Annotated in this window: 18 protein-coding genes; 13 read left to right on the top strand and 5 right to left on the bottom strand. The window is 73.1% G+C overall.

Translation table 11 applies throughout. The features are described from left to right. Nucleotides 1-214 precede the first annotated feature (214 nt). A complete protein-coding gene (locus IG88_RS0126330; RefSeq protein WP_031046090.1) occupies nt 215-736 on the top strand; it encodes a DUF4240 domain-containing protein in 522 nt (173 codons plus the stop codon). Nucleotides 737-778: 42 nt separating this feature from the next. Here the strand turns inward: IG88_RS0126330 and IG88_RS0126335 are convergent, their stop codons facing one another. Beyond that, the gene (locus tag IG88_RS0126335) at nt 779-1,660 is read right to left on the bottom strand and encodes a peptidoglycan recognition protein (protein ID WP_051852070.1); all 882 of its coding nucleotides are present in this window, start codon (nt 1,658-1,660) and stop codon (nt 779-781) included. Nucleotides 1,661-1,724: 64 nt separating this feature from the next. Between IG88_RS0126335 and IG88_RS0126340 the strand changes: the two genes are divergently transcribed. Beyond that, nucleotides 1,725-2,909, top strand: coding sequence for a MarP family serine protease (locus tag IG88_RS0126340; protein ID WP_031046095.1), 1,185 nt, complete (start codon nt 1,725-1,727; stop codon nt 2,907-2,909). On the opposite strand, the gene IG88_RS0126345 is transcribed toward IG88_RS0126340, so the two are convergent. Continuing rightward, nucleotides 2,899-3,468 carry a GNAT family N-acetyltransferase gene (locus IG88_RS0126345; protein ID WP_234332311.1) on the bottom strand — a complete coding sequence of 190 codons (570 nt, stop codon included), beginning with the start codon at nt 3,466-3,468 and terminating at the stop codon, nt 2,899-2,901. The two genes, IG88_RS0126340 and IG88_RS0126345, sit on opposite strands and share 11 nt — an antisense overlap. 72 nt (nt 3,469-3,540) lie before the next feature. Between IG88_RS0126345 and IG88_RS0126350 the strand changes: the two genes are divergently transcribed. After that, nucleotides 3,541-4,485, top strand: coding sequence for a TIGR01777 family oxidoreductase (locus IG88_RS0126350; RefSeq protein WP_051852071.1), 945 nt, complete (start codon nt 3,541-3,543; stop codon nt 4,483-4,485). A gap of 237 nt (nt 4,486-4,722) precedes the next feature. Then, nucleotides 4,723-6,126: an NAD(P)/FAD-dependent oxidoreductase gene (locus tag IG88_RS0126355; RefSeq protein WP_031046103.1), complete on the top strand. Its 1,404-nt coding sequence runs from the start codon at nt 4,723-4,725 to the stop codon at nt 6,124-6,126. 76 nt (nt 6,127-6,202) lie between these two features. On the opposite strand, the gene IG88_RS0126360 is transcribed toward IG88_RS0126355, so the two are convergent. After that, on the bottom strand, nt 6,203-7,669 hold the full coding sequence (locus IG88_RS0126360) for a hypothetical protein (protein WP_031046105.1): 1,467 nt from the start codon (nt 7,667-7,669) through the stop codon (nt 6,203-6,205). A 234-nt stretch (nt 7,670-7,903) separates the two neighbouring features. Here IG88_RS0126360 and lipB point away from each other — a divergent pair, with 234 nt between their 5' ends. The 4 genes from lipB to IG88_RS0126380 all read left to right on the top strand — a co-directional run bounded on the left by lipB (nt 7,904) and on the right by IG88_RS0126380 (nt 11,145). Next, nucleotides 7,904-8,704: a lipoyl(octanoyl) transferase LipB gene (lipB, locus tag IG88_RS0126365; RefSeq protein ID WP_031046108.1), complete on the top strand. Its 801-nt coding sequence runs from the start codon at nt 7,904-7,906 to the stop codon at nt 8,702-8,704. A gap of 232 nt (nt 8,705-8,936) precedes the next feature. Next, the gene (gene lipA, locus IG88_RS0126370) at nt 8,937-9,890 is read left to right on the top strand and encodes a lipoyl synthase (RefSeq protein ID WP_031046110.1); all 954 of its coding nucleotides are present in this window, start codon (nt 8,937-8,939) and stop codon (nt 9,888-9,890) included. Nucleotides 9,891-10,134: 244 nt separating this feature from the next. Further along, nucleotides 10,135-10,350 carry a hypothetical protein gene (locus IG88_RS0126375; RefSeq protein ID WP_031046114.1) on the top strand — a complete coding sequence of 72 codons (216 nt, stop codon included), beginning with the start codon at nt 10,135-10,137 and terminating at the stop codon, nt 10,348-10,350. 90 nt (nt 10,351-10,440) lie between these two features. Beyond that, a complete protein-coding gene (locus IG88_RS0126380) occupies nt 10,441-11,145 on the top strand; it encodes a DUF4191 domain-containing protein (protein WP_030403934.1) in 705 nt (234 codons plus the stop codon). A gap of 113 nt (nt 11,146-11,258) precedes the next feature. Here IG88_RS0126380 and IG88_RS0126385 read toward each other — a convergent pair whose 3' ends face one another. After that, a complete protein-coding gene (locus IG88_RS0126385) occupies nt 11,259-11,726 on the bottom strand; it encodes an RDD family protein (protein WP_031046117.1) in 468 nt (155 codons plus the stop codon). A gap of 220 nt (nt 11,727-11,946) precedes the next feature. Here IG88_RS0126385 and glnA point away from each other — a divergent pair, with 220 nt between their 5' ends. From glnA to pspAB, 4 genes are all read left to right on the top strand, one after another. Then, a complete protein-coding gene (gene glnA, locus IG88_RS0126390; protein WP_031046118.1) occupies nt 11,947-13,356 on the top strand; it encodes a type I glutamate--ammonia ligase in 1,410 nt (469 codons plus the stop codon). A 185-nt stretch (nt 13,357-13,541) separates the two neighbouring features. Next, nucleotides 13,542-13,802: a hypothetical protein gene (locus IG88_RS0126395; protein ID WP_031046121.1), complete on the top strand. Its 261-nt coding sequence runs from the start codon at nt 13,542-13,544 to the stop codon at nt 13,800-13,802. Between the two features lie 58 nt (nt 13,803-13,860). Next, nucleotides 13,861-14,775 (top strand): zinc metalloprotease HtpX, encoded by a 915-nt coding sequence (gene htpX / locus IG88_RS0126400; RefSeq protein WP_031046122.1) that lies wholly within the window; start codon nt 13,861-13,863, stop codon nt 14,773-14,775. A gap of 37 nt (nt 14,776-14,812) precedes the next feature. Continuing rightward, complete coding sequence (gene pspAB, locus IG88_RS0126405) at nt 14,813-15,391, top strand: PspA-associated protein PspAB (RefSeq protein ID WP_031046124.1); 579 nt, start codon at nt 14,813-14,815, stop codon at nt 15,389-15,391. 77 nt (nt 15,392-15,468) lie between these two features. On the opposite strand, the gene IG88_RS0126410 is transcribed toward pspAB, so the two are convergent. Next, nucleotides 15,469-15,783 (bottom strand): hypothetical protein, encoded by a 315-nt coding sequence (locus IG88_RS0126410; protein ID WP_031046126.1) that lies wholly within the window; start codon nt 15,781-15,783, stop codon nt 15,469-15,471. 174 nt (nt 15,784-15,957) lie between these two features. Between IG88_RS0126410 and IG88_RS0126415 the strand changes: the two genes are divergently transcribed. Then, complete coding sequence (locus IG88_RS0126415; RefSeq protein ID WP_031046128.1) at nt 15,958-16,317, top strand: arsenate reductase family protein; 360 nt, start codon at nt 15,958-15,960, stop codon at nt 16,315-16,317. Nucleotides 16,318-16,323: the final 6 nt, after the last annotated feature.

Raw genomic sequence — 16,323 nt, forward strand, 5'->3', positions numbered from 1 at the left:
GGGGCGGGGTGGGGTCGCGAGCCCGGCGCTGGCGGGTGCCGCTGCGCCCACCCGTGCCGCCCCAGCGGCACGACTGCCCGCAGCTACGCTGCCCGCAGGCGCGGCCCCGACCCACAACGCACCCCCACCCACCACGCACAGGCGCCGCAGGCGCCGCAGGCACCCGCATCCTCCGCGTGCGCCCTCCGTGTGCAAGGACGATGCTGGAGCCGTGATGGACGAGACGGAGTTCTGGGAGCTGATCGACGCCACCCGGGAGGGTGCGGACGGGGACGTCGAGGAGCAGGCCGATCTGCTCGTGGAGCGGCTGCTCGGCATGGACCCGGACCTGGTGCTCGACTTCGCCCGTCACTTCGAGGCCCGCTACAACCGCGCCTGCGCCTGGGACCTGTGGGCCGCCGCGTGGGTGCTGCTCGGCGGGGCCAGTGACGACGCCTTCGACTTCTTCCGCTGCTGGCTGATCGGCCAGGGCCGCGAGGTGTACGAGGGCGCGGTGCACGACCCCGACTCGCTCGCCGAACTGCTGGACGACTTCGACGAGGAGCTGGACGGCGACGGCGAGGACCTGGGCTACGCGGCCGACGAGGCGTACGAGCAGCTCACCGGCACGGTCGCCCCGGACCTGGGCATCGCACCCGCCCCCGCGGAGCCGCTCGGCACCCCGGTCGACCTGGAGGACGACCGCGCCCTGGCCGAGCGCCTGCCCCGCCTGTGGGCCAGGTTCGGACCGGAGTGACGCGCACCGCCGGCCCGCGGCGGTCAGGCGCGCCCACGGCGGTCAGACGCGCCCCTGCAGGCGGGCCGCCGTCTCCCTGATGTCCCCGAGGCGGGCGGTGAGGGCCGCGCCCGGGCAGCTCGTCGCGTATCCGTCGTCGTGCCCCGCGACGGCGGGCAGCGTGGCGGTGGCGCCCGCGGCGAACCGGCTGAGCCCGTTGCTGGAGACCAGCGCGACCTTCGCGCGCGGGTCGGTCCCGCTCTCGCCGAGTTTCCAGGCGGCCACGGCGGCGATCGCGTCGGTCAGCTCGTGGGGCACGGGCACGCCCGCGGTGTAGGTGCCGAGGGCGGCGATCCCGGTGGTGCGGTGGTTGAAGCCCTGGGTGTGGGCGCCGGTCACCGCACGGTCGATGCCGCCGGCACGGCCCTCGTAGACGGTGCCGCAGCGGTCGACGACGAAGTTGTAGCCGATGTCGTCCCAGTCCCGGGCGCCGGTCTGCCCCTGGTACACCCCGCGCAGGATCGCGGGCACGTCGGCGCAGTCGTAGCCGTTCGGCGTGTCCGTGTGATGGACGAAGACGGCGACGATCTCGTCGTCGTAGCGGGGCGCGGGCTGGGCCCGGGCGGCGTCGCCCAGCCAGACCGACCGGGGCACGATGTCGGGCCGGGGCGCGGTGTGCCGGTCGCCGGCGGCGGCCGGCGCGGCGGACTGCGCGTCGGCCGCCCGTTCCACGCCGCCCGCGCACAGGAAGAGCGCGGCGACGGCGGCCAGCCCGGGCAGGGCGCCGAGCACCGCCCGGGCCGCGGCCAGCATGTGCGCGGCGCCGGGTATGCGGGAGGTACGGCGCTCCCGGGCCCGGCGCGGTCCTCGGAAGACGGGCATGCTCTTACTGTCCGGCGGATCCGCTCTGTCCGCGATGTGTGGTGTGCCACCCGGTGGAACCATCGTCCCGGTGCACGGCGTTTCACCGTTGACCGCACACGTGCGCTCCGGCAGAAAGGCGGTTCGCGTGGACCTGCTCGACCTCGTGCTGGCCCTGGTGGTGCTGGCCTACGCGGCGTCCGGATACCGGCGCGGTCTGGTGGCCGGCTGCGTGTCGCTGGCCGGCTTCGTCGGCGGCGCGGTGCTCGGCGTGTGGCTGCTGCCGTGGGTGACGGACCAGGTGGAGCGCGGCTCGACCGGGGCGACGGTGGCCGCGGTGATCACGGTGCTGCTGCCGGCGATGGTGGGCCACGAACTGGCGGGACGCCTCGCGCTGCGGCTGCGCGGGGAGCTGGACGCCGGCCCGCTCCGGGTGGCCGACGGCGTCGGCGGGGCGGTGGCGAACGCGGCGGCGGCGCTGATCGTGGCGTGGGTGGCGGCGAGCGTGCTGGCGGCCTCCTCGTCCACGCTGCTCACCTCGGCGATCCGGGACTCAAGCGTGCTGGGCGCGGTGCACCGGGTCATGCCGGACACCACCCCGGCGTGGTTCTCCCGGGCGACGTCCGCGCTGGCCGACGCCGGGTTCCCGCAGGTCTTCAACCCGTTCGAGCAGGAATCGGCCGCCGAGGTCGCCGAGCCCTCCGGCGACAGCGTCACGCCCGCGGCCACCCGGGCGGCCAAGCTCAGCACGGTGAAGGTGGAGGGCGTGACCGGCACCCAGGGCCGTGAGGGCAGCGGCTTCGTGTACGCCCCGGAGCACGTGATGACCAACGCCCACGTGGTGGCCGGCATCGACGACCCGACCGTCCGGGTCGGCGGGGTGGGCCCGGCGTACGAGACGCGGGTGGTGCTGTTCGACCCGGACGAGGACGTGGCCGTGCTGTACGTCCCCGGTCTGAGGGCGCCGGTGCTGCGGTTCGACGAGGACGCCTCGCGCGGCGACGCGGCGGTGGTCGCGGGCTACCCGCAGGACGGCGCCCTGGACCTGCGGGCGGCGACGGTGGCGAACCGGGTCCGCGCCACCGGTCAGAACATCTACAACGACGCGAGCGTGACCCGGGAGATCTACGCGGTCCGTTCCACGGTCCGCCCCGGCAACTCGGGCGGACCGCTGCTGACCACGGACGGCCGGGTGTACGGCGTGGTGTTCGCCCGTTCCACCTCCGACGCGGAGACCGGCTACGTGCTGACGGCCGCCGAGGTGGCCCCGCAGGCGCGGGAGGCGGCGGACGCCACACGGGCGGTGGACACGGGCCCGCCGGTCACGTCGTGACCGCGACCCCGCCCGTTCCTTCCGTTTCACCCGGTCCATCCGGACCGTTCGGACCGTCCGGACCGTTCGGCCCCGTCAGCACCTGCCCCATCAGCACGTCGTCGACGTACCGCCCGTCGAGGTGGAACTCCTCGGGCTGCACGCCCTCGACGACGAAGCCCTCCGACTCGTAGAGCTTCCGGGCGGCCGTGTTGTGGCCGAGGACCCGCAGCGTGATGCGGCGGAAGCCCCTCTGCCGGGCGTCTTCGACGGCGGCCCGGACCAGGGCCCGCCCCACGCCGTGGCCGCGGGCGGCGCCGGAGACGGCGAGGCCGCGGATCTGGCGGACGTGGGTGTTGGAGGCCAACGGGGTGGGGAAGCCCAGGCGGACGTAGCCGACGACCGCGCCGTCGACTTCGGCGACGAGGTGGGCGTCGGGTCCGCAGGTGTCGCGGAAGAAGGGGTCGTCCGGCGCCGGCGGGGGCGAGACGGCGTGCAGGTAGGACCAGGTCTCGAGGTCGATCGCGTGCAGCGGCTGCTCGTCCTCGGGCCTGGCGGGGCGTATGTACGGGGCTGGCATGACGGTCACTGTACGACGCGGTGACGGGGACCGTTCCGCGGTTTTCGCCCGGCCACCCGGCAGGATGGGCCCATGAACGACGCACGCGTGGACGGCGGGCACGAGGAGGGACGTTCCGGCACGGGACGTTCCCGCATCGCGGTGGCCGGTGCTTCCGGTCTCATCGGCGGGGCGCTGGCGCGGTCCCTGACCGCCGACGGGCACGAGGTGGTGCGCCTGGTGCGGCACGCGCCCGGCGGCCCGGACGAGGTCCGCTGGGACCCCGAGAACGGGCGGGTGGACGCGGCCGGCCTCGACGGCTGCGACGCGGTGGTCAACCTGGCCGGGGCCGGGGTGGGCGACCGCCGCTGGAGCGACGCGTACAAGACCCGCATCCGCAGCAGCCGGGTGCACGGCACGACGGCGCTCGCGGAGGCCGTGGCCGCGATGGAACGGCCGCCGCGCGTCTTCGTCAACGGCAGCGCGATCGGCTTCTACGGCGAGACCGGCGACCGGCCCGTGGACGAGAGCGCGCCCGCAGGGGAGGGCTTCCTGCCGGGACTGTGCGTGGAGTGGGAGGCCGCGGCGGCCCCGGCCCGGGAGGCGGGCGTGCGGACGGTGTTCGCCCGGACCGGCCTGGTGGTGGCCCGTGGCGGCGGGGCCTGGGGGCGGCTGTTCCCGCTCTTCCGGGCGGGGCTCGGCGGAAGGCTGGGCGACGGGTCGCAGTACTGGTCCTTCGTGGCGCTGCACGACGAGGTGGCGGCGATCCGGCACCTCCTGGACCGGGACGACCTGTCCGGCCCGTTCAACCTGACCGCCCCGCAGCCGGTGACCAACCGTGCGGTGACGGTGGCCATGGGCCGGGTGCTGCACCGACCGGCGCCGTTCGCGGTGCCCGCGCCGGTGCTGCGGGCGGTGCTCGGCGAGATGGCGGGCGACGTGCTGGGCAGCGCCCGGGTGCTGCCGGCCCGCCTGCTGGACTCGGGCTTCCGCTTCGCGTTCCCGGAGATCGACGGGGCGATCCGGGCGGCCCTGTAGACCGCTCCCGCCGGCGTACCGGCCACCACGGAGCGGTACCGCCGGCCACACCGGACCGGATCGCATCCGTAGGCGACTGGTATGCGACCGGTATGCGACCGGTGTGCGACCGTGTACCGCCCCCGTGCGACTCCCCCGGACCGTTCCCGACCGTAACCTCGTCTCGAACTCGGGTATTCCTCAAGCCTGTTGGGGGCATGACGTTCCCAGCGGCCGCGCAACCTCGAGGAGGGGCACGTGCTTGAGCCCGCGTACCAGGCGGACGTCGTCGTCGTGGGGGCCGGGATCGCCGGACTCGCCGCGGCACAACGGCTGACCAGCGCAGGAGTGACGACCACGGTCCTGGAGGCCGCCCCTGCGGTGGGCGGCCGGATGGCCACCGAGAAGGTCGACGGTTTCCGGCTCGACAGAATCGGACACCTGCTGTCCACGGCCTGTCCCGAACTGCACCGCACCCCCGGGCTCGACGGCCTCGCGCTGCTGCCGTTCGCGCCGGGGGTCCTGCTGCACAGCGAGGGCCGGCACCATCGCGCGGGCGCCCCGGCGGGCGTACGGAGCGCGCGGGGCGCACTCCACGCGGTGCGCGCCCTCGCGAGCGCCCCCCGCTCGATGCCGGCGCCCCGGCGGGCGAGCCACACGCCCGGAGGGCCCGGCAGGCCGGCCGCCACGCCCCGCACCCGCGCGGGCGCCCCGCTCGGCACCGCCGTCGACCAGGCCCGGCTCGGTGCGGCGCTGGCCCGGCTCGCGCACACCCCGGCCGAACGGCTGCTGACCCGCCCGGAACTGCCCGCCGCGCGGGCGCTGGCCGCCCGCGGGCTGCCGGCCCGCACCATCGAGGGCTTCCTGCGTCCGCTGCTCGCCGCCCTGCTGTACGACCCGGACCTCACGACCTCCAGCCGGTGCGCGGACCTGGCGCTGCGCGCCTTCGCGGGCGGGCGGCTGGCGCTGCCGGAGGGCGGTGCGGAGGCCCTGCCGGACCACATGGCGCGGTCGCTGCCGCCGGGCACCGTGCACACGGGGGTGCGGGTCACCTCGGTGGCGACCAACGCCGTGACCACGGCGGAGCACGGGGTCGTCCGCTGCCGGGCCGTCCTGGTGGCGACCGACGCCCGCGCGGCGGCCGAGCTGCTGCCGGGCCTGAGGGTGCCGGGCTTCCACCCGGTGACGGTGGTCCACCACACGACCGACGAGCCGCCGGCCACCGGCGCGTCCCTGCTGCTCGACGCCGATCGCGGCGGCCCGGTCGCGCACACGGCGCAGATCAGCCGGGTCGACCCGTCCCGCGCCCCCGCAGGCCGCGTCCTGGTCTCGTCGACGGTCCTCGGCACTCCGCCGCCCGACCTCGACACCGCCGTACGCATCCACCTGTCCCGTCTCTACGGCACCCCGACCGCCCGCTGGGAGACCCTCGCCGTGCACCACACGCCCGAGGCGGTGCCCGCGATGCGCCCGCCCCACGACCCGCGCAGGCCGGTACGGCTGCTGGCCGGGCTGTACGTGTGCGGCGACCACCGCGACACCAGCACCGTCCAGGGCGCCCTGCACTCGGGCCACCGGGCCTCGGCGGCGATCCTGGCCGACCTGGGCGCGGGCCGGCCGATGAACTCGGCGGAGGCGCTCGGCCCGGCACGGGCGGCCTGACGACGCGGCGGGGAGGCCCGACGACCCGGCGGGGCGGCCCGCGCGCCGGCCTCCCGGGTCGTCAGGCGCGGCTCGTCTACCCGAGGGCGGCCACCTTGTCCCGGTATCCGCGGACGGGGGCCGCGTCCCGGTAGGGCTCCAGACGGCGTTCGAAGTCGCGGACGTACTCCGTGGCGCGCACCGAGCGCATCTCGGCCGCCTGGCCCGCCGCCTCGGCGGCCAGGAGGCAGGCCTGGTCGAGTTCGCCGAGGCCGAGCCGGGCGGTGGCGAGGACGACCCGGCTGAACAGGCGGCTGCGGGCGTAGACCGGGGCGCGCAGTTGCAGCGAGCGCTCCGCGTGCTGGGCGGCGGCGCGGAACTGCTGCAGATCGCGGTGGCAGTGCCCGAACTCGTCGGCGAGCTGGGCCTCGTCGAAGAAGCGCGCCCAGTGCGGCACCTCGTCGCCGGGCCGGGCGGCCTCCAGCGCGCGCTCGGCCCGCCCCAGGGCCGCGGTGCAGGCCCGCACCTCGCCGAGGACGGCGTGCGCCCGCGCCTCGGCGGCGTGCAGCAGCGTCTGCACCACCGGCGGCGCCGAGGTCCCCACCCCCTGCTGCGCGACCCGGGCGAGCTGCACGGCCTCCCGCCCGTGCCCCAGGTAGACGGCCTGCCGGCTCATGGTGACCAGCACGTACGAGCCGTACGCCCGGTCCGCCGCCGCCTGGGACAGCCGCAGCGCCTGCACGAAGTACCGCTGGGCGAGTCCGTGCGCGGCGATGTCGTACGACGTCCACCCGGCCAGCCGGGTCAGGTCGGCGGCGGCGGCGAAGAGGCGCCGGCCGGTCTGCTCGCCGTAGGTGCCGCGGAGCATGGGCTCCAGCTCGTGCTCCAGGTAGCGCACGAGGGCCTGGCGGGCGTGGCCGCCGCCGTACCGGTCGTCGAGGCTGCGGAACAGCTCGCCGACCGAGCGCAGCGCGGACAGGTCGCCGCCGCTGACCCGCTGGCCGGGGCCGCGTTCAACAGGGGCGGCCCGGCGCCTGGAGGGGTCGAGCGGGACGGCGGGCCTCGGGGTCGCGGGGCGGCCCTGGGCGGGGATGCGGACGGGCACCTCGGCGCGGGCCACCTTCTCGTCGGCGCGGCCGATCAGCCAGTCGCGGCTGGGCACGACGAGCCCGGCCGGGGTGAAGGCGATCTTCCGCAGCTCGGCGTGGCTGCCGGAGTCCTTGCGCCACAGCCCGCCGACGATGTCGACCGCCTCTTCGGGGCTCCCGGCGAACTCCAGGCCGGCGTAGACGGGCGCGCAGGCGTCCAGGCCGAGGTCCTGGGCGCTCAGGCGGCGGCCCAGGCGCCGGGTGAAGACCTCGGCGATCAGCGCCGGGGTGGTGCCGCGGGGCTGCTGGCCGCGCAGCCACCGGGTGACGGACGTCTTGTCGTATCTCAGGTCCAGGCCGTGTTCGAGGCCGAGCTGGTCGACGCGACGCGCGAGACCCGCGTTCGAGAACCCCGCTTCGGCGATGAGCGCGGCGAGCTGGCGGTTGGGGGTGCGCTGCGCGGGTCGTTCCGTCATGGTGCGGTGCGGTCTCCTGCCTTCCGGGCGTTCGATTGCCCGGAGCGCCTGTGAGCAGCCCTTATGGCCTCGTGAACGGCGCGAATGTAGCGGAGAGTAAGCATCCGGTCGCACAATTCACCCGGCATTCATCCGATCGTGTGAGGATTGCCCGCCCGGCTGACGGCGCGCGGACGGTCGTACAGTGGCGTGGGCACGCTTCGTGCCTTACGACCTTGCAGGGAGGCACGTGCCGTGAGTGAGCTGCGCTTCGTCCGGATGGGGTTCGGTGCCGAGCGCGTCGAGTACCAGGAGGCGTGGGACGAACAGCGCCGGGTGCACGCCGCGCGGTTCGCCGACGAGGTCCCCGACACCGTGCTGCTCCTCGAACACCCGCCGGTCTACACCGCCGGCCGGCGCACCGAGGACAGCGAACGGCCCCTGGACGGCACCCCGGTCGTCGACGTGGACCGCGGCGGCAAGATCACCTGGCACGGCCCGGGCCAGCTCGTGGGCTACCCGATCCAGAAACTGCCGCGTCCGGTCGACGTGGTGGCCCACGTCCGGCGCCTGGAGGAGGCCCTGATCCGCACCTGTGCGGAGTTCGGCCTGGAGACCACCCGCGTCGAGGGCCGCAGCGGCGTCTGGGTCCTCGGCGACCCGGTCGAGCGGCGCCCGGCACTCGGCGGACTCTCCCTGGACTTCGACCCCCGGCTGACCGACGAGGAGTTCGACCCCCGGCTCAACGGCCCCGAGTACGCCCCGTCCAACGCGGGCCAGCGCCGCGAGGACCGCAAGATCGCCGCCATCGGCATCCGGGTCGCCAAGGGCGTCACGATGCACGGCTTCGCCCTGAACGTGAACCCCGACAACAAGTGGTTCGACAAGATCATCCCCTGCGGCATCCGCGACGCGGGCGTGGCCTCCCTGGCGAACGAACTCGGCCGCGACGTGACCGTCGAGGAGGTCCTCCCGGTCGTCGAACGCCACCTCCGGGACGTCCTGGAGAACGCGGAACTCAAGCCGAGGGTCATCGAGAAGGCCCCGGCGGCATAGATCCAGCCCGGCAGCACAGATCCAGCCGGGCGGCACGAATCCAGCCGGGCGGCACGAATCCAGCGCCGGAGGCATAAATCCAGCCCGTCCGGCGTTTGAGGACGGGGCCCGTCAGGGCCGAAGCGGGGGCCTGGGGGCGGCAGCCCCCGGCAAGGCCAGCACCACCGCCGACCAACAAATCATCGGGCGTACCCTGAAGAACGCCGAAGAATCAATCGCTAGGGAGCCGGTCGTGTCCGCAGTCGCACCCGACGGACGCAAGATGCTGCGCCTGGAGGTCCGCAACAGCCAGACCCCCATCGAGCGCAAGCCCGAGTGGATCAAGACCCGGGCGAAAATGGGTCCCGAGTACACCAAGATGCAGAACCTGGTGAAGAGCGAGGGCCTGCACACGGTCTGCCAGGAAGCCGGCTGTCCCAACATCTACGAGTGCTGGGAGGACCGCGAGGCAACCTTCCTCATCGGCGGCGACCAGTGCACCCGGCGCTGCGACTTCTGCCAGATCGACACCGGCAAGCCCGAGGCCCTCGACCGCGACGAGCCGCGCCGCGTGGGCGAGTCCGTGGTCACGATGGACCTGAACTACGCCACCATCACCGGCGTCGCCCGCGACGACCTCCCCGACGGCGGCGCGTGGCTGTACGCGGAGACGGTGCGCCAGATCCACCAGCAGACAGCCGACCGCGAGGCCGGCCGCACCAAGGTCGAGCTGCTGGCCCCCGACTTCAACGCGGTGCCGGAACTGCTCCGCGAGGTCTTCGACTCCCGCCCCGAGGTCTTCGCGCACAACGTGGAGACGGTCCCGCGGATCTTCAAGCGCATCCGCCCCGGCTTCCGCTACGAGCGCTCCCTGAAGGTCATCACGGACGCCCGCGACTACGGCCTGGTCACCAAGTCGAACCTGATCCTGGGCATGGGCGAGACCCGCGAGGAGATCAGCGAGGCGCTGAAGGAACTGCACGAGGCCGGGTGCGAGCTGATCACCATCACCCAGTACCTGCGCCCGTCGGTGCGCCACCACCCCGTGGAGCGCTGGGTCAAGCCGCAGGAGTTCGTGGAGCTGAAGGAGGAGGCCGAGCAGATCGGTTTCTCCGGCGTGATGTCGGGCCCGCTGGTGCGGTCCTCGTACCGGGCGGGACGGCTCTACGGCATGGCCATGGAGCAGCGCCGGTCCGCCACCGTGTGAATTCCCGCACAAGCACCTACTCGCCGGTAATCGGCGAGGCGCCGCGGCCCCGACCGTCCTCGCTGATGAGGGCACCGGTCGGGGCCGCGCTCCCGTTCGGGGGCCCGGCAACGCGCCTTCATGTCCGTTTGACCGGCGGGTCACGCCCTGGTAACACCAATCAGTGACCCTGGAATCACAGCACGTACACCACCGCGTACACCCGTCTCCGTACCCGGAGCCGTACCGAGGGGGGACCTTCACCATGCAGGCCGCGCCCGTTCGCGTCACCGCAGTCCGTGCCACCGCCATCCCGTCGTTCACCACCGCCCTGCGGGCCGTCGAGTCGCTGCTGATGGGCGGCGGCCAGCGCACCGCCCGGCGCAACGCGTGGAACTCCGTCCTGGAGGACCGCCGCCGCGCCAAGGACCGGATCGAGACGGAGCGCGCGATGCGGCAGTCCGCCGTCGGCCGCCCCTGAGCCCCGGCTCCGGCCCTCCCGCCTTCCCGTCCTCCCGCCCGCCGGGCACTGCCGTCGTCGGCGCTTTCGGAGGCACGTAGACTTCGTGCCATGGCGAGGAAGGAACCCGCAGCGGACGCTGCGAACCCCGGGCGACTGAAGCAGATCGCTCTGACCTACAAGATGACCCGCAAGGCCGACAAGAAGATCGGTCTTGTGCTCGCGGGTGTCGGCATCGTCGTCTTCGGTGTCCTCCTCGGGATCGGTTTCTTGATCGGTCACCCCATCTATCTCGGCATCCTGGGCCTGCTGCTCGCCTTCCTCGCGACGGCGATCGTCTTCGGGCGCCGGGCCGAGCGGGCGGCCTTCGGGCAGATGGAGGGACAGCCGGGCGCCGCGGCGGCCGTACTGGACAACATCGGCCGGGGCTGGACGACCACCCCCGCGGTGGCGATGAACCGCAACCAGGACGTGGTGCACCGCGCGGTCGGCAAGGCCGGCATCGTGCTGGTCGCGGAGGGCAACCCGAACCGGGTGAAGTCCCTGCTCGCCGCCGAGAAGAAGAAGATGAACCGCATCGTCGCCGACGTCCCCGTGCACGACCTGATCGTGGGCACCGGCGAGGGCCAGGTCGAGCTGAAGAAGCTGCGTACGACCATGCTCAAGCTCCCCCGCGTCCTGAGCGGCCCGCAGGTCACCGTGACCAACGACCGGCTGCGCGCCCTGGGCGACCTGATGAGCAACATGCCGCTGCCCAAGGGCCCGATGCCCAAGGGCATGCGGATGCCCCGGGGCGGCAACCCCAGGCAGCGCTGACCCGCGGCACTCCGATACGCCGGTACGGCGAGGGGGGCGGCCCGATCACCCGGGCCGCCCCCCTCGCCGTACCGGTGTCCGCGACGTCGGGCCGTGGGCCTCCGCGGTCAGGGTCAGACGCGGATCTCCGCGGTGCGCGCCAGCCGGTCGTGCAGGCCCCGGCCGTCGCGGTCCCAGATCAGCGCCGGGAGGGCGAGGCACAGCAGGACCGAGCGCAGCAGCGCGCGCAGCGGGCTGGGCCGGCCGGTGGCGAGGTCCACGACCCGCAGGCCGAAGAGGCGCTTGCCCGGGGTGGAGCCGATCGTGCCGACGGTCAGCACGCTCAGCACGAAGAAGATCAGCAGGGCCCAGTTGCTCGCCGTCTGCCCGTAGCTGCCGGTGATGAGGCCGTATGCGATCAGGGAGCACAGGGCCCAGTCGACGGCCAGCGCGCCGAGGCGCCTGCCCGGGCGGGCGAGGGAACCCGGCCCCTCCTCGGGCAGACCGAGCTGCTCACCGCGGTATCCCAGATCGGCACCGGCCTCTTCGATGGCGGCGCGGGGGCCGGAGAGCCACGAACCGATTGCTTGCCTGTTGTCCACCCGACCACGGTACTGCGCCCGTATACGGACCGGTGGCGGTGGGGTGTGACCGTTCCCGATCCGGCCTAGGCTGGGGAGGCGGCCGGTTAACTTCTGCGAAACAAACGGGTCACGCCCGAGAAATCACCCGTCCCTAGGGTCGAGAAAGCGTGCGCCACCCGCACTGGCCGCACAAACGATCTACCAACCCGGCGGGACGGTCGGGAGTAGGAGGAGCTGGATGTTCCAGAACGCCGACGACGTCAAGAAGTTCATCGCGGACGAGGACGTCAAGTTCGTCGATGTCCGGTTCTGCGACCTGCCGGGCGTCATGCAGCACTTCACGTTGCCCGCCGAGGCGTTCGACCCCGACGACGAGCAGGCCTTCGACGGATCCTCGATCCGCGGTTTCCAGGCCATCCACGAGTCGGACATGGCCCTGCGTCCCGACCTGTCCACCGCGCGCGTCGACCCGTTCCGCCGGGACAAGACGCTCAACATCAACTTCTTCATCCACGACCCGATCACGGGCGAGCAGTACTCCCGCGACCCGCGGAACGTGGCGAAGAAGGCCGAGGCGTACCTGGCCTCCACGGGCATCGCCGACACGGCGTTCTTCGGTCCCGAGGCCGAGTTCTACGTCTTCGACTCCGTCCGCTTCGCCACCCGCGAGAACGAGTCCTTCTACCACATCGACTCCGAGGCCGGCGCCTGGAACACCGGTGCGCTGGAGGACAACCGCGGTTACAAGGTCCGTTACAAGGGCGGCTACTTCCCGGTCCCGCCGGTCGACCACTTCGCCGACCTGCGCGCCGAGATCTCCCTGGAGCTGGAGCGGTCCGGCCTGAAGGTCGAGCGCCAGCACCACGAGGTGGGCACCGCGGGCCAGGCGGAGATCAACTACAAGTTCAACACGCTGCTCGCGGCCGCGGACGACCTCCAGCTCTTCAAGTACATCGTGAAGAACGTGGCCTGGAAGAACGGCAAGACGGCGACGTTCATGCCGAAGCCGATCTTCGGTGACAACGGCTCGGGCATGCACGTCCACCAGTCGCTGTGGTCGGGCGGCGAGCCGCTCTTCTACGACGAGCAGGGCTACGCCGGCCTCTCCGACACCGCCCGCTACTACATCGGCGGCATCCTCAAGCACGCCCCGTCGCTGCTGGCCTTCACCAACCCGACGGTGAACTCCTACCACCGCCTGGTGCCGGGCTTCGAGGCGCCGGTGAACCTGGTGTACTCGCAGCGCAACCGCTCCGCCGCGATGCGCATCCCGATCACGGGCTCGAACCCGAAGGCCAAGCGCGTCGAGTTCCGCGCCCCGGACGCCTCCGGCAACCCGTACCTGGCGTTCTCCGCGCTGCTGCTCGCCGGTCTGGACGGCATCAAGAACAAGATCGAGCCGGCCGAGCCGATCGACAAGGACCTCTACGAGCTGGCTCCCGAGGAGCACGCCAACGTGGCGCAGGTGCCGACCTCCCTCGGCGCGGTCCTCGACCGCCTGGAGGCCGACCACGAGTTCCTCCTCCAGGGCGACGTGTTCACGCCGGACCTGATCGAGACGTGGATCGACTTCAAGCGCGCCAACGAGATCGCGCCGCTGCAGCTCCGTCCGCACCCGCACGAGTTCGAGATGTACTTCGACGTGTGACAGGCCGGGTCCGGGTCCGGGCCCGACGCGGAGCCGTCCGGCGCCCCCGTCCCCTCTTCCGGAGGGAGCGGGGGCGCCGTCGTGCGTGGGCGGCCTGGCCGAAAACCCTTCACAGGGCGCGGCCGGGCCGGGATCATGTCTCTTGGACGACAGTTCGAACCAGGGGGACGGGGAGAGTGCCGGAGATGCCGGAACGCGACGACGAGGAGCGCGAGTACGACCTGAAGTGGGCGGACGGCGCGGAGCACAAGGAGCCCTCGGCGCGGGCCCGGATGCTCGCCGCGCGCTGGAAGGAGAACCCTCCCGGTCCGGTCCCCTTCCGTGCCGACCCCGACCACGTGGGCTCCGGCCGCCGGTCGTCGTGGGTGTCCACCGCCGTGGTCCTCGGCTGCGTGGCCGCGGTGATCGTACTGCTCGGTTACCTCGACTTCAGGGCGCCCTACTGAGGGACCTGCGGGTGCACACTGGACATCGGGACGAGTGCCCGACTGCGAGGTGGTGCAGATGCAGAGCCGCTTCCCGAGCGACCGGCGGTTGACCGTACGCATGGGGATCACGCTGTTCCTGCTCGGTCTGTTGTACGTGGGCTTCGTGGCCGCGCTGATCGCGGTGCTGAAGTCCTGGGTGCTGGTTGTGGTGATCGTGGCGCTGGTGTTCGCGGCGCAGTACTGGTTCTCCGACCGGATCGCGCTGTTCGCCATGCACGGCAAGGTCGTGGAGCGGGACGAGTATCCGGAGCTGCACGGGGTGGTGGACCGGCTGGCGGCGATGGCCGACATGCCGAAGCCGGTGGTCGCGGTGTCGCAGATCGACATGCCGAACGCCTTCGCGACCGGCCGCAATCCGGACAACGCGGTCATCTGCGTCACCTCCGGCCTGTTGCGGCGGCTGGAGCCCGCGGAGCTGGAGGGCGTGCTCGCGCACGAGCTGTCGCACGTGGCGCACAAGGACGTCGCGGTGATCACGGTGGCGTCGTTCCTCGGCGTGCTCGCGGGACTGATCGTGCGGTTCGCCTTCTACTCCCAGCTCTTCGGGGGACGCCGGGACCAGAACACGATGGCCGCCCTGGCCGTGATCATGGGTGTTTCCATCGCCGTGTACACGATCAGCTTCGTGCTGATCCGGGCCCTGTCCCGGTACCGGGAGCTGGCGGCGGACCGGGCCGCGGCCCTGCTCACCGGGCGTCCCTCGGCCCTGGCGGCGGCCCTCACCAAGGTCACCGGCGACATCGCGCGCATCCCGACCAAGGACCTGCGCACGGCCCAGGCCTTCAACGCCTTCTACTTCACCCCGGCCTTCGGTGCCGAGCCCGGCCTGAGCCGGTTCTTCGCCACCCACCCGACCCTGGAGCAGCGGCTGGAGCAGTTGGGCCGGATCTCCACCGAGCTGGGCGAGGCGACGGCACCCGGCAAGGCCTGAGACGCGGGCGGCCGCGGAAAGGACGGACGACACGGGCATGCGACTGCTGGACATCCTGCTCGGCCGCTCCCGGCCGGTGGCACCCGATCTGGACCGGCTCTTCGCACTGCCCTCGGCCGCGGTGGGCCTGGAGGCCGCGGCCGGTTTCCGGCCCACCGGGCAGGGGGCGGTGTGCTTCGCGACGGTCGAGGGCGCCGCCTTCGAGCGCACGCACCGCGAGATCCGCGCCCTGCTGGACGCGGACGCCGGGCGGGTCCCGGTGGAGCTGACCCACGACGACTACGGCTACTCCTGGCTCGTCTCGCGGCGCTCCCCCGGCGAGCTGCCGGAGCTGGTGAACGACCTGCACGCGGTGAACAGCACCCTGGAGGCGGGCGGTTTCGGACCGCGGCTGCTGTGTTCCCTGGCCGGTTTCGCGGACGACGCCGACCGGCGGCTCGCCCTCGTCTACCTCTACAAGCGGGGCACCTTCTACCCCTTCGCGCCCCTGCCCGGCGAACGGCAGCGGCGGGACAACGCGCTGGAGCTGCGGGTCCGCGCGGCGCTCGCCGACGAACTGCCGGTGGAGGACGACCTCGGCCGCTGGTTCCCCGTGTGGGGGGCGCCCGGGCTGTGACCCGGTCCGCCCCCGGTTCCGGACGCGAGCGCCGGGCGCCGGGCGCCGCCGAAGCGGCACGGCACCCGGCGCTCCGCTCAGCGCGAGTACCGCATCAACGCCCGCACCATGTGGCAGGTCGTGTCCGACGGCGGGTGGATCCCGACGGCCAGCGCGGCGCTGCGTATCCGCTCGTTGCGCGCCTGGCTGGGGAGGTAGACGCCGGAGTCCAGCAGGGCGATGGCGAGCCGCATCGCCTTGAGCCGGCGGTTGTGCGTGATGTACCACTCGCGGGGGCGGCCCGCCGGCAGCGGACGCTTCTCCACGGGTTCGTACGGCAGGTCGAGCAGGACGGGCCGCTTGGCGGTGGACTGGGTGGGCAACGGCTTCGGCTTCAGTGCGGCAGCGGGCACGGGCATCCTCCTGTCGCGGTCGGGGCGCCGTCCGGACTTCCCGGCGACACCCTCGAACACTGCTTCTATTTTACTGCCCACCACTGACAAAAGCCCCTGCCCACAAGGGCTTTCGGGGCCTCTGGGGCACGCGTGGCGAACGGGTTCCGGCGCCCTCCGGCTACCGTGTGCGCCATGGAGATCTGGATCAATCCGGCCTGTTCGAAGTGCCGCAGCGCGCTCAGCCTGCTCGACGCGGAAGGGGCCGACTACACCGTCCGCCGCTACCTGGAGGACGTGCCGAGCGCGGACGAGATCCGCGAGGTGCTCGCCCGGCTCGGCCTCGAACCGTGGGACATCACCCGCACCCAGGAGGCGGCCGCCAAGGAACTGGGCCTGAAGGACTGGCCGCGCAACGAGGCGGCACGCGACCGCTGGGTCGCCGCGCTCGCCGAGCACCCCAAGCTGATCCAGCGCCCGATCATCACGGCGGACGACGGCACGGCCGTGGTGGGCCGCACCGACGAGGCGGTCCGCGACGCCCTGTCCCGCTAGGGGGTG

The organism is Streptomyces sp. NRRL F-5650, from assembly GCF_000721365.1.
GTDB classification, from domain to species: Bacteria; Actinomycetota; Actinomycetes; order Streptomycetales; family Streptomycetaceae; genus Streptomyces; species Streptomyces ardesiacus.

Bases quoted from the DNA above. Each gene is read 5' to 3' on its own strand.
- htpX (WP_031046122.1), top strand. From the start codon at position 13,861: ATGCAGAGCCGCTTCCCGAGCGACCGGCGGTTGACCGTACGCATGGGG.
- IG88_RS0126380 (WP_030403934.1), top strand. From the start codon at position 10,441: ATGGCGAGGAAGGAACCCGCAGCGGACGCTGCGAACCCCGGGCGACTG.
- pspAB (WP_031046124.1), top strand. From the start codon at position 14,813: ATGCGACTGCTGGACATCCTGCTCGGCCGCTCCCGGCCGGTGGCACCC.
- IG88_RS0126415 (WP_031046128.1), top strand. From the start codon at position 15,958: ATGGAGATCTGGATCAATCCGGCCTGTTCGAAGTGCCGCAGCGCGCTC.
- IG88_RS0126345 (WP_234332311.1), bottom strand. From the start codon at position 3,468: ATGCCAGCCCCGTACATACGCCCCGCCAGGCCCGAGGACGAGCAGCCG.
- IG88_RS0126335 (WP_051852070.1), bottom strand. From the start codon at position 1,660: ATGGTTCCACCGGGTGGCACACCACACATCGCGGACAGAGCGGATCCG.
- IG88_RS0126395 (WP_031046121.1), top strand. From the start codon at position 13,542: ATGCCGGAACGCGACGACGAGGAGCGCGAGTACGACCTGAAGTGGGCG.
- glnA (WP_031046118.1), top strand. From the start codon at position 11,947: ATGTTCCAGAACGCCGACGACGTCAAGAAGTTCATCGCGGACGAGGAC.
- IG88_RS0126375 (WP_031046114.1), top strand. From the start codon at position 10,135: ATGCAGGCCGCGCCCGTTCGCGTCACCGCAGTCCGTGCCACCGCCATC.
- IG88_RS0126360 (WP_031046105.1), bottom strand. From the start codon at position 7,669: ATGACGGAACGACCCGCGCAGCGCACCCCCAACCGCCAGCTCGCCGCG.
- IG88_RS0126350 (WP_051852071.1), top strand. From the start codon at position 3,541: ATGAACGACGCACGCGTGGACGGCGGGCACGAGGAGGGACGTTCCGGC.
- IG88_RS0126330 (WP_031046090.1), top strand. From the start codon at position 215: ATGGACGAGACGGAGTTCTGGGAGCTGATCGACGCCACCCGGGAGGGT.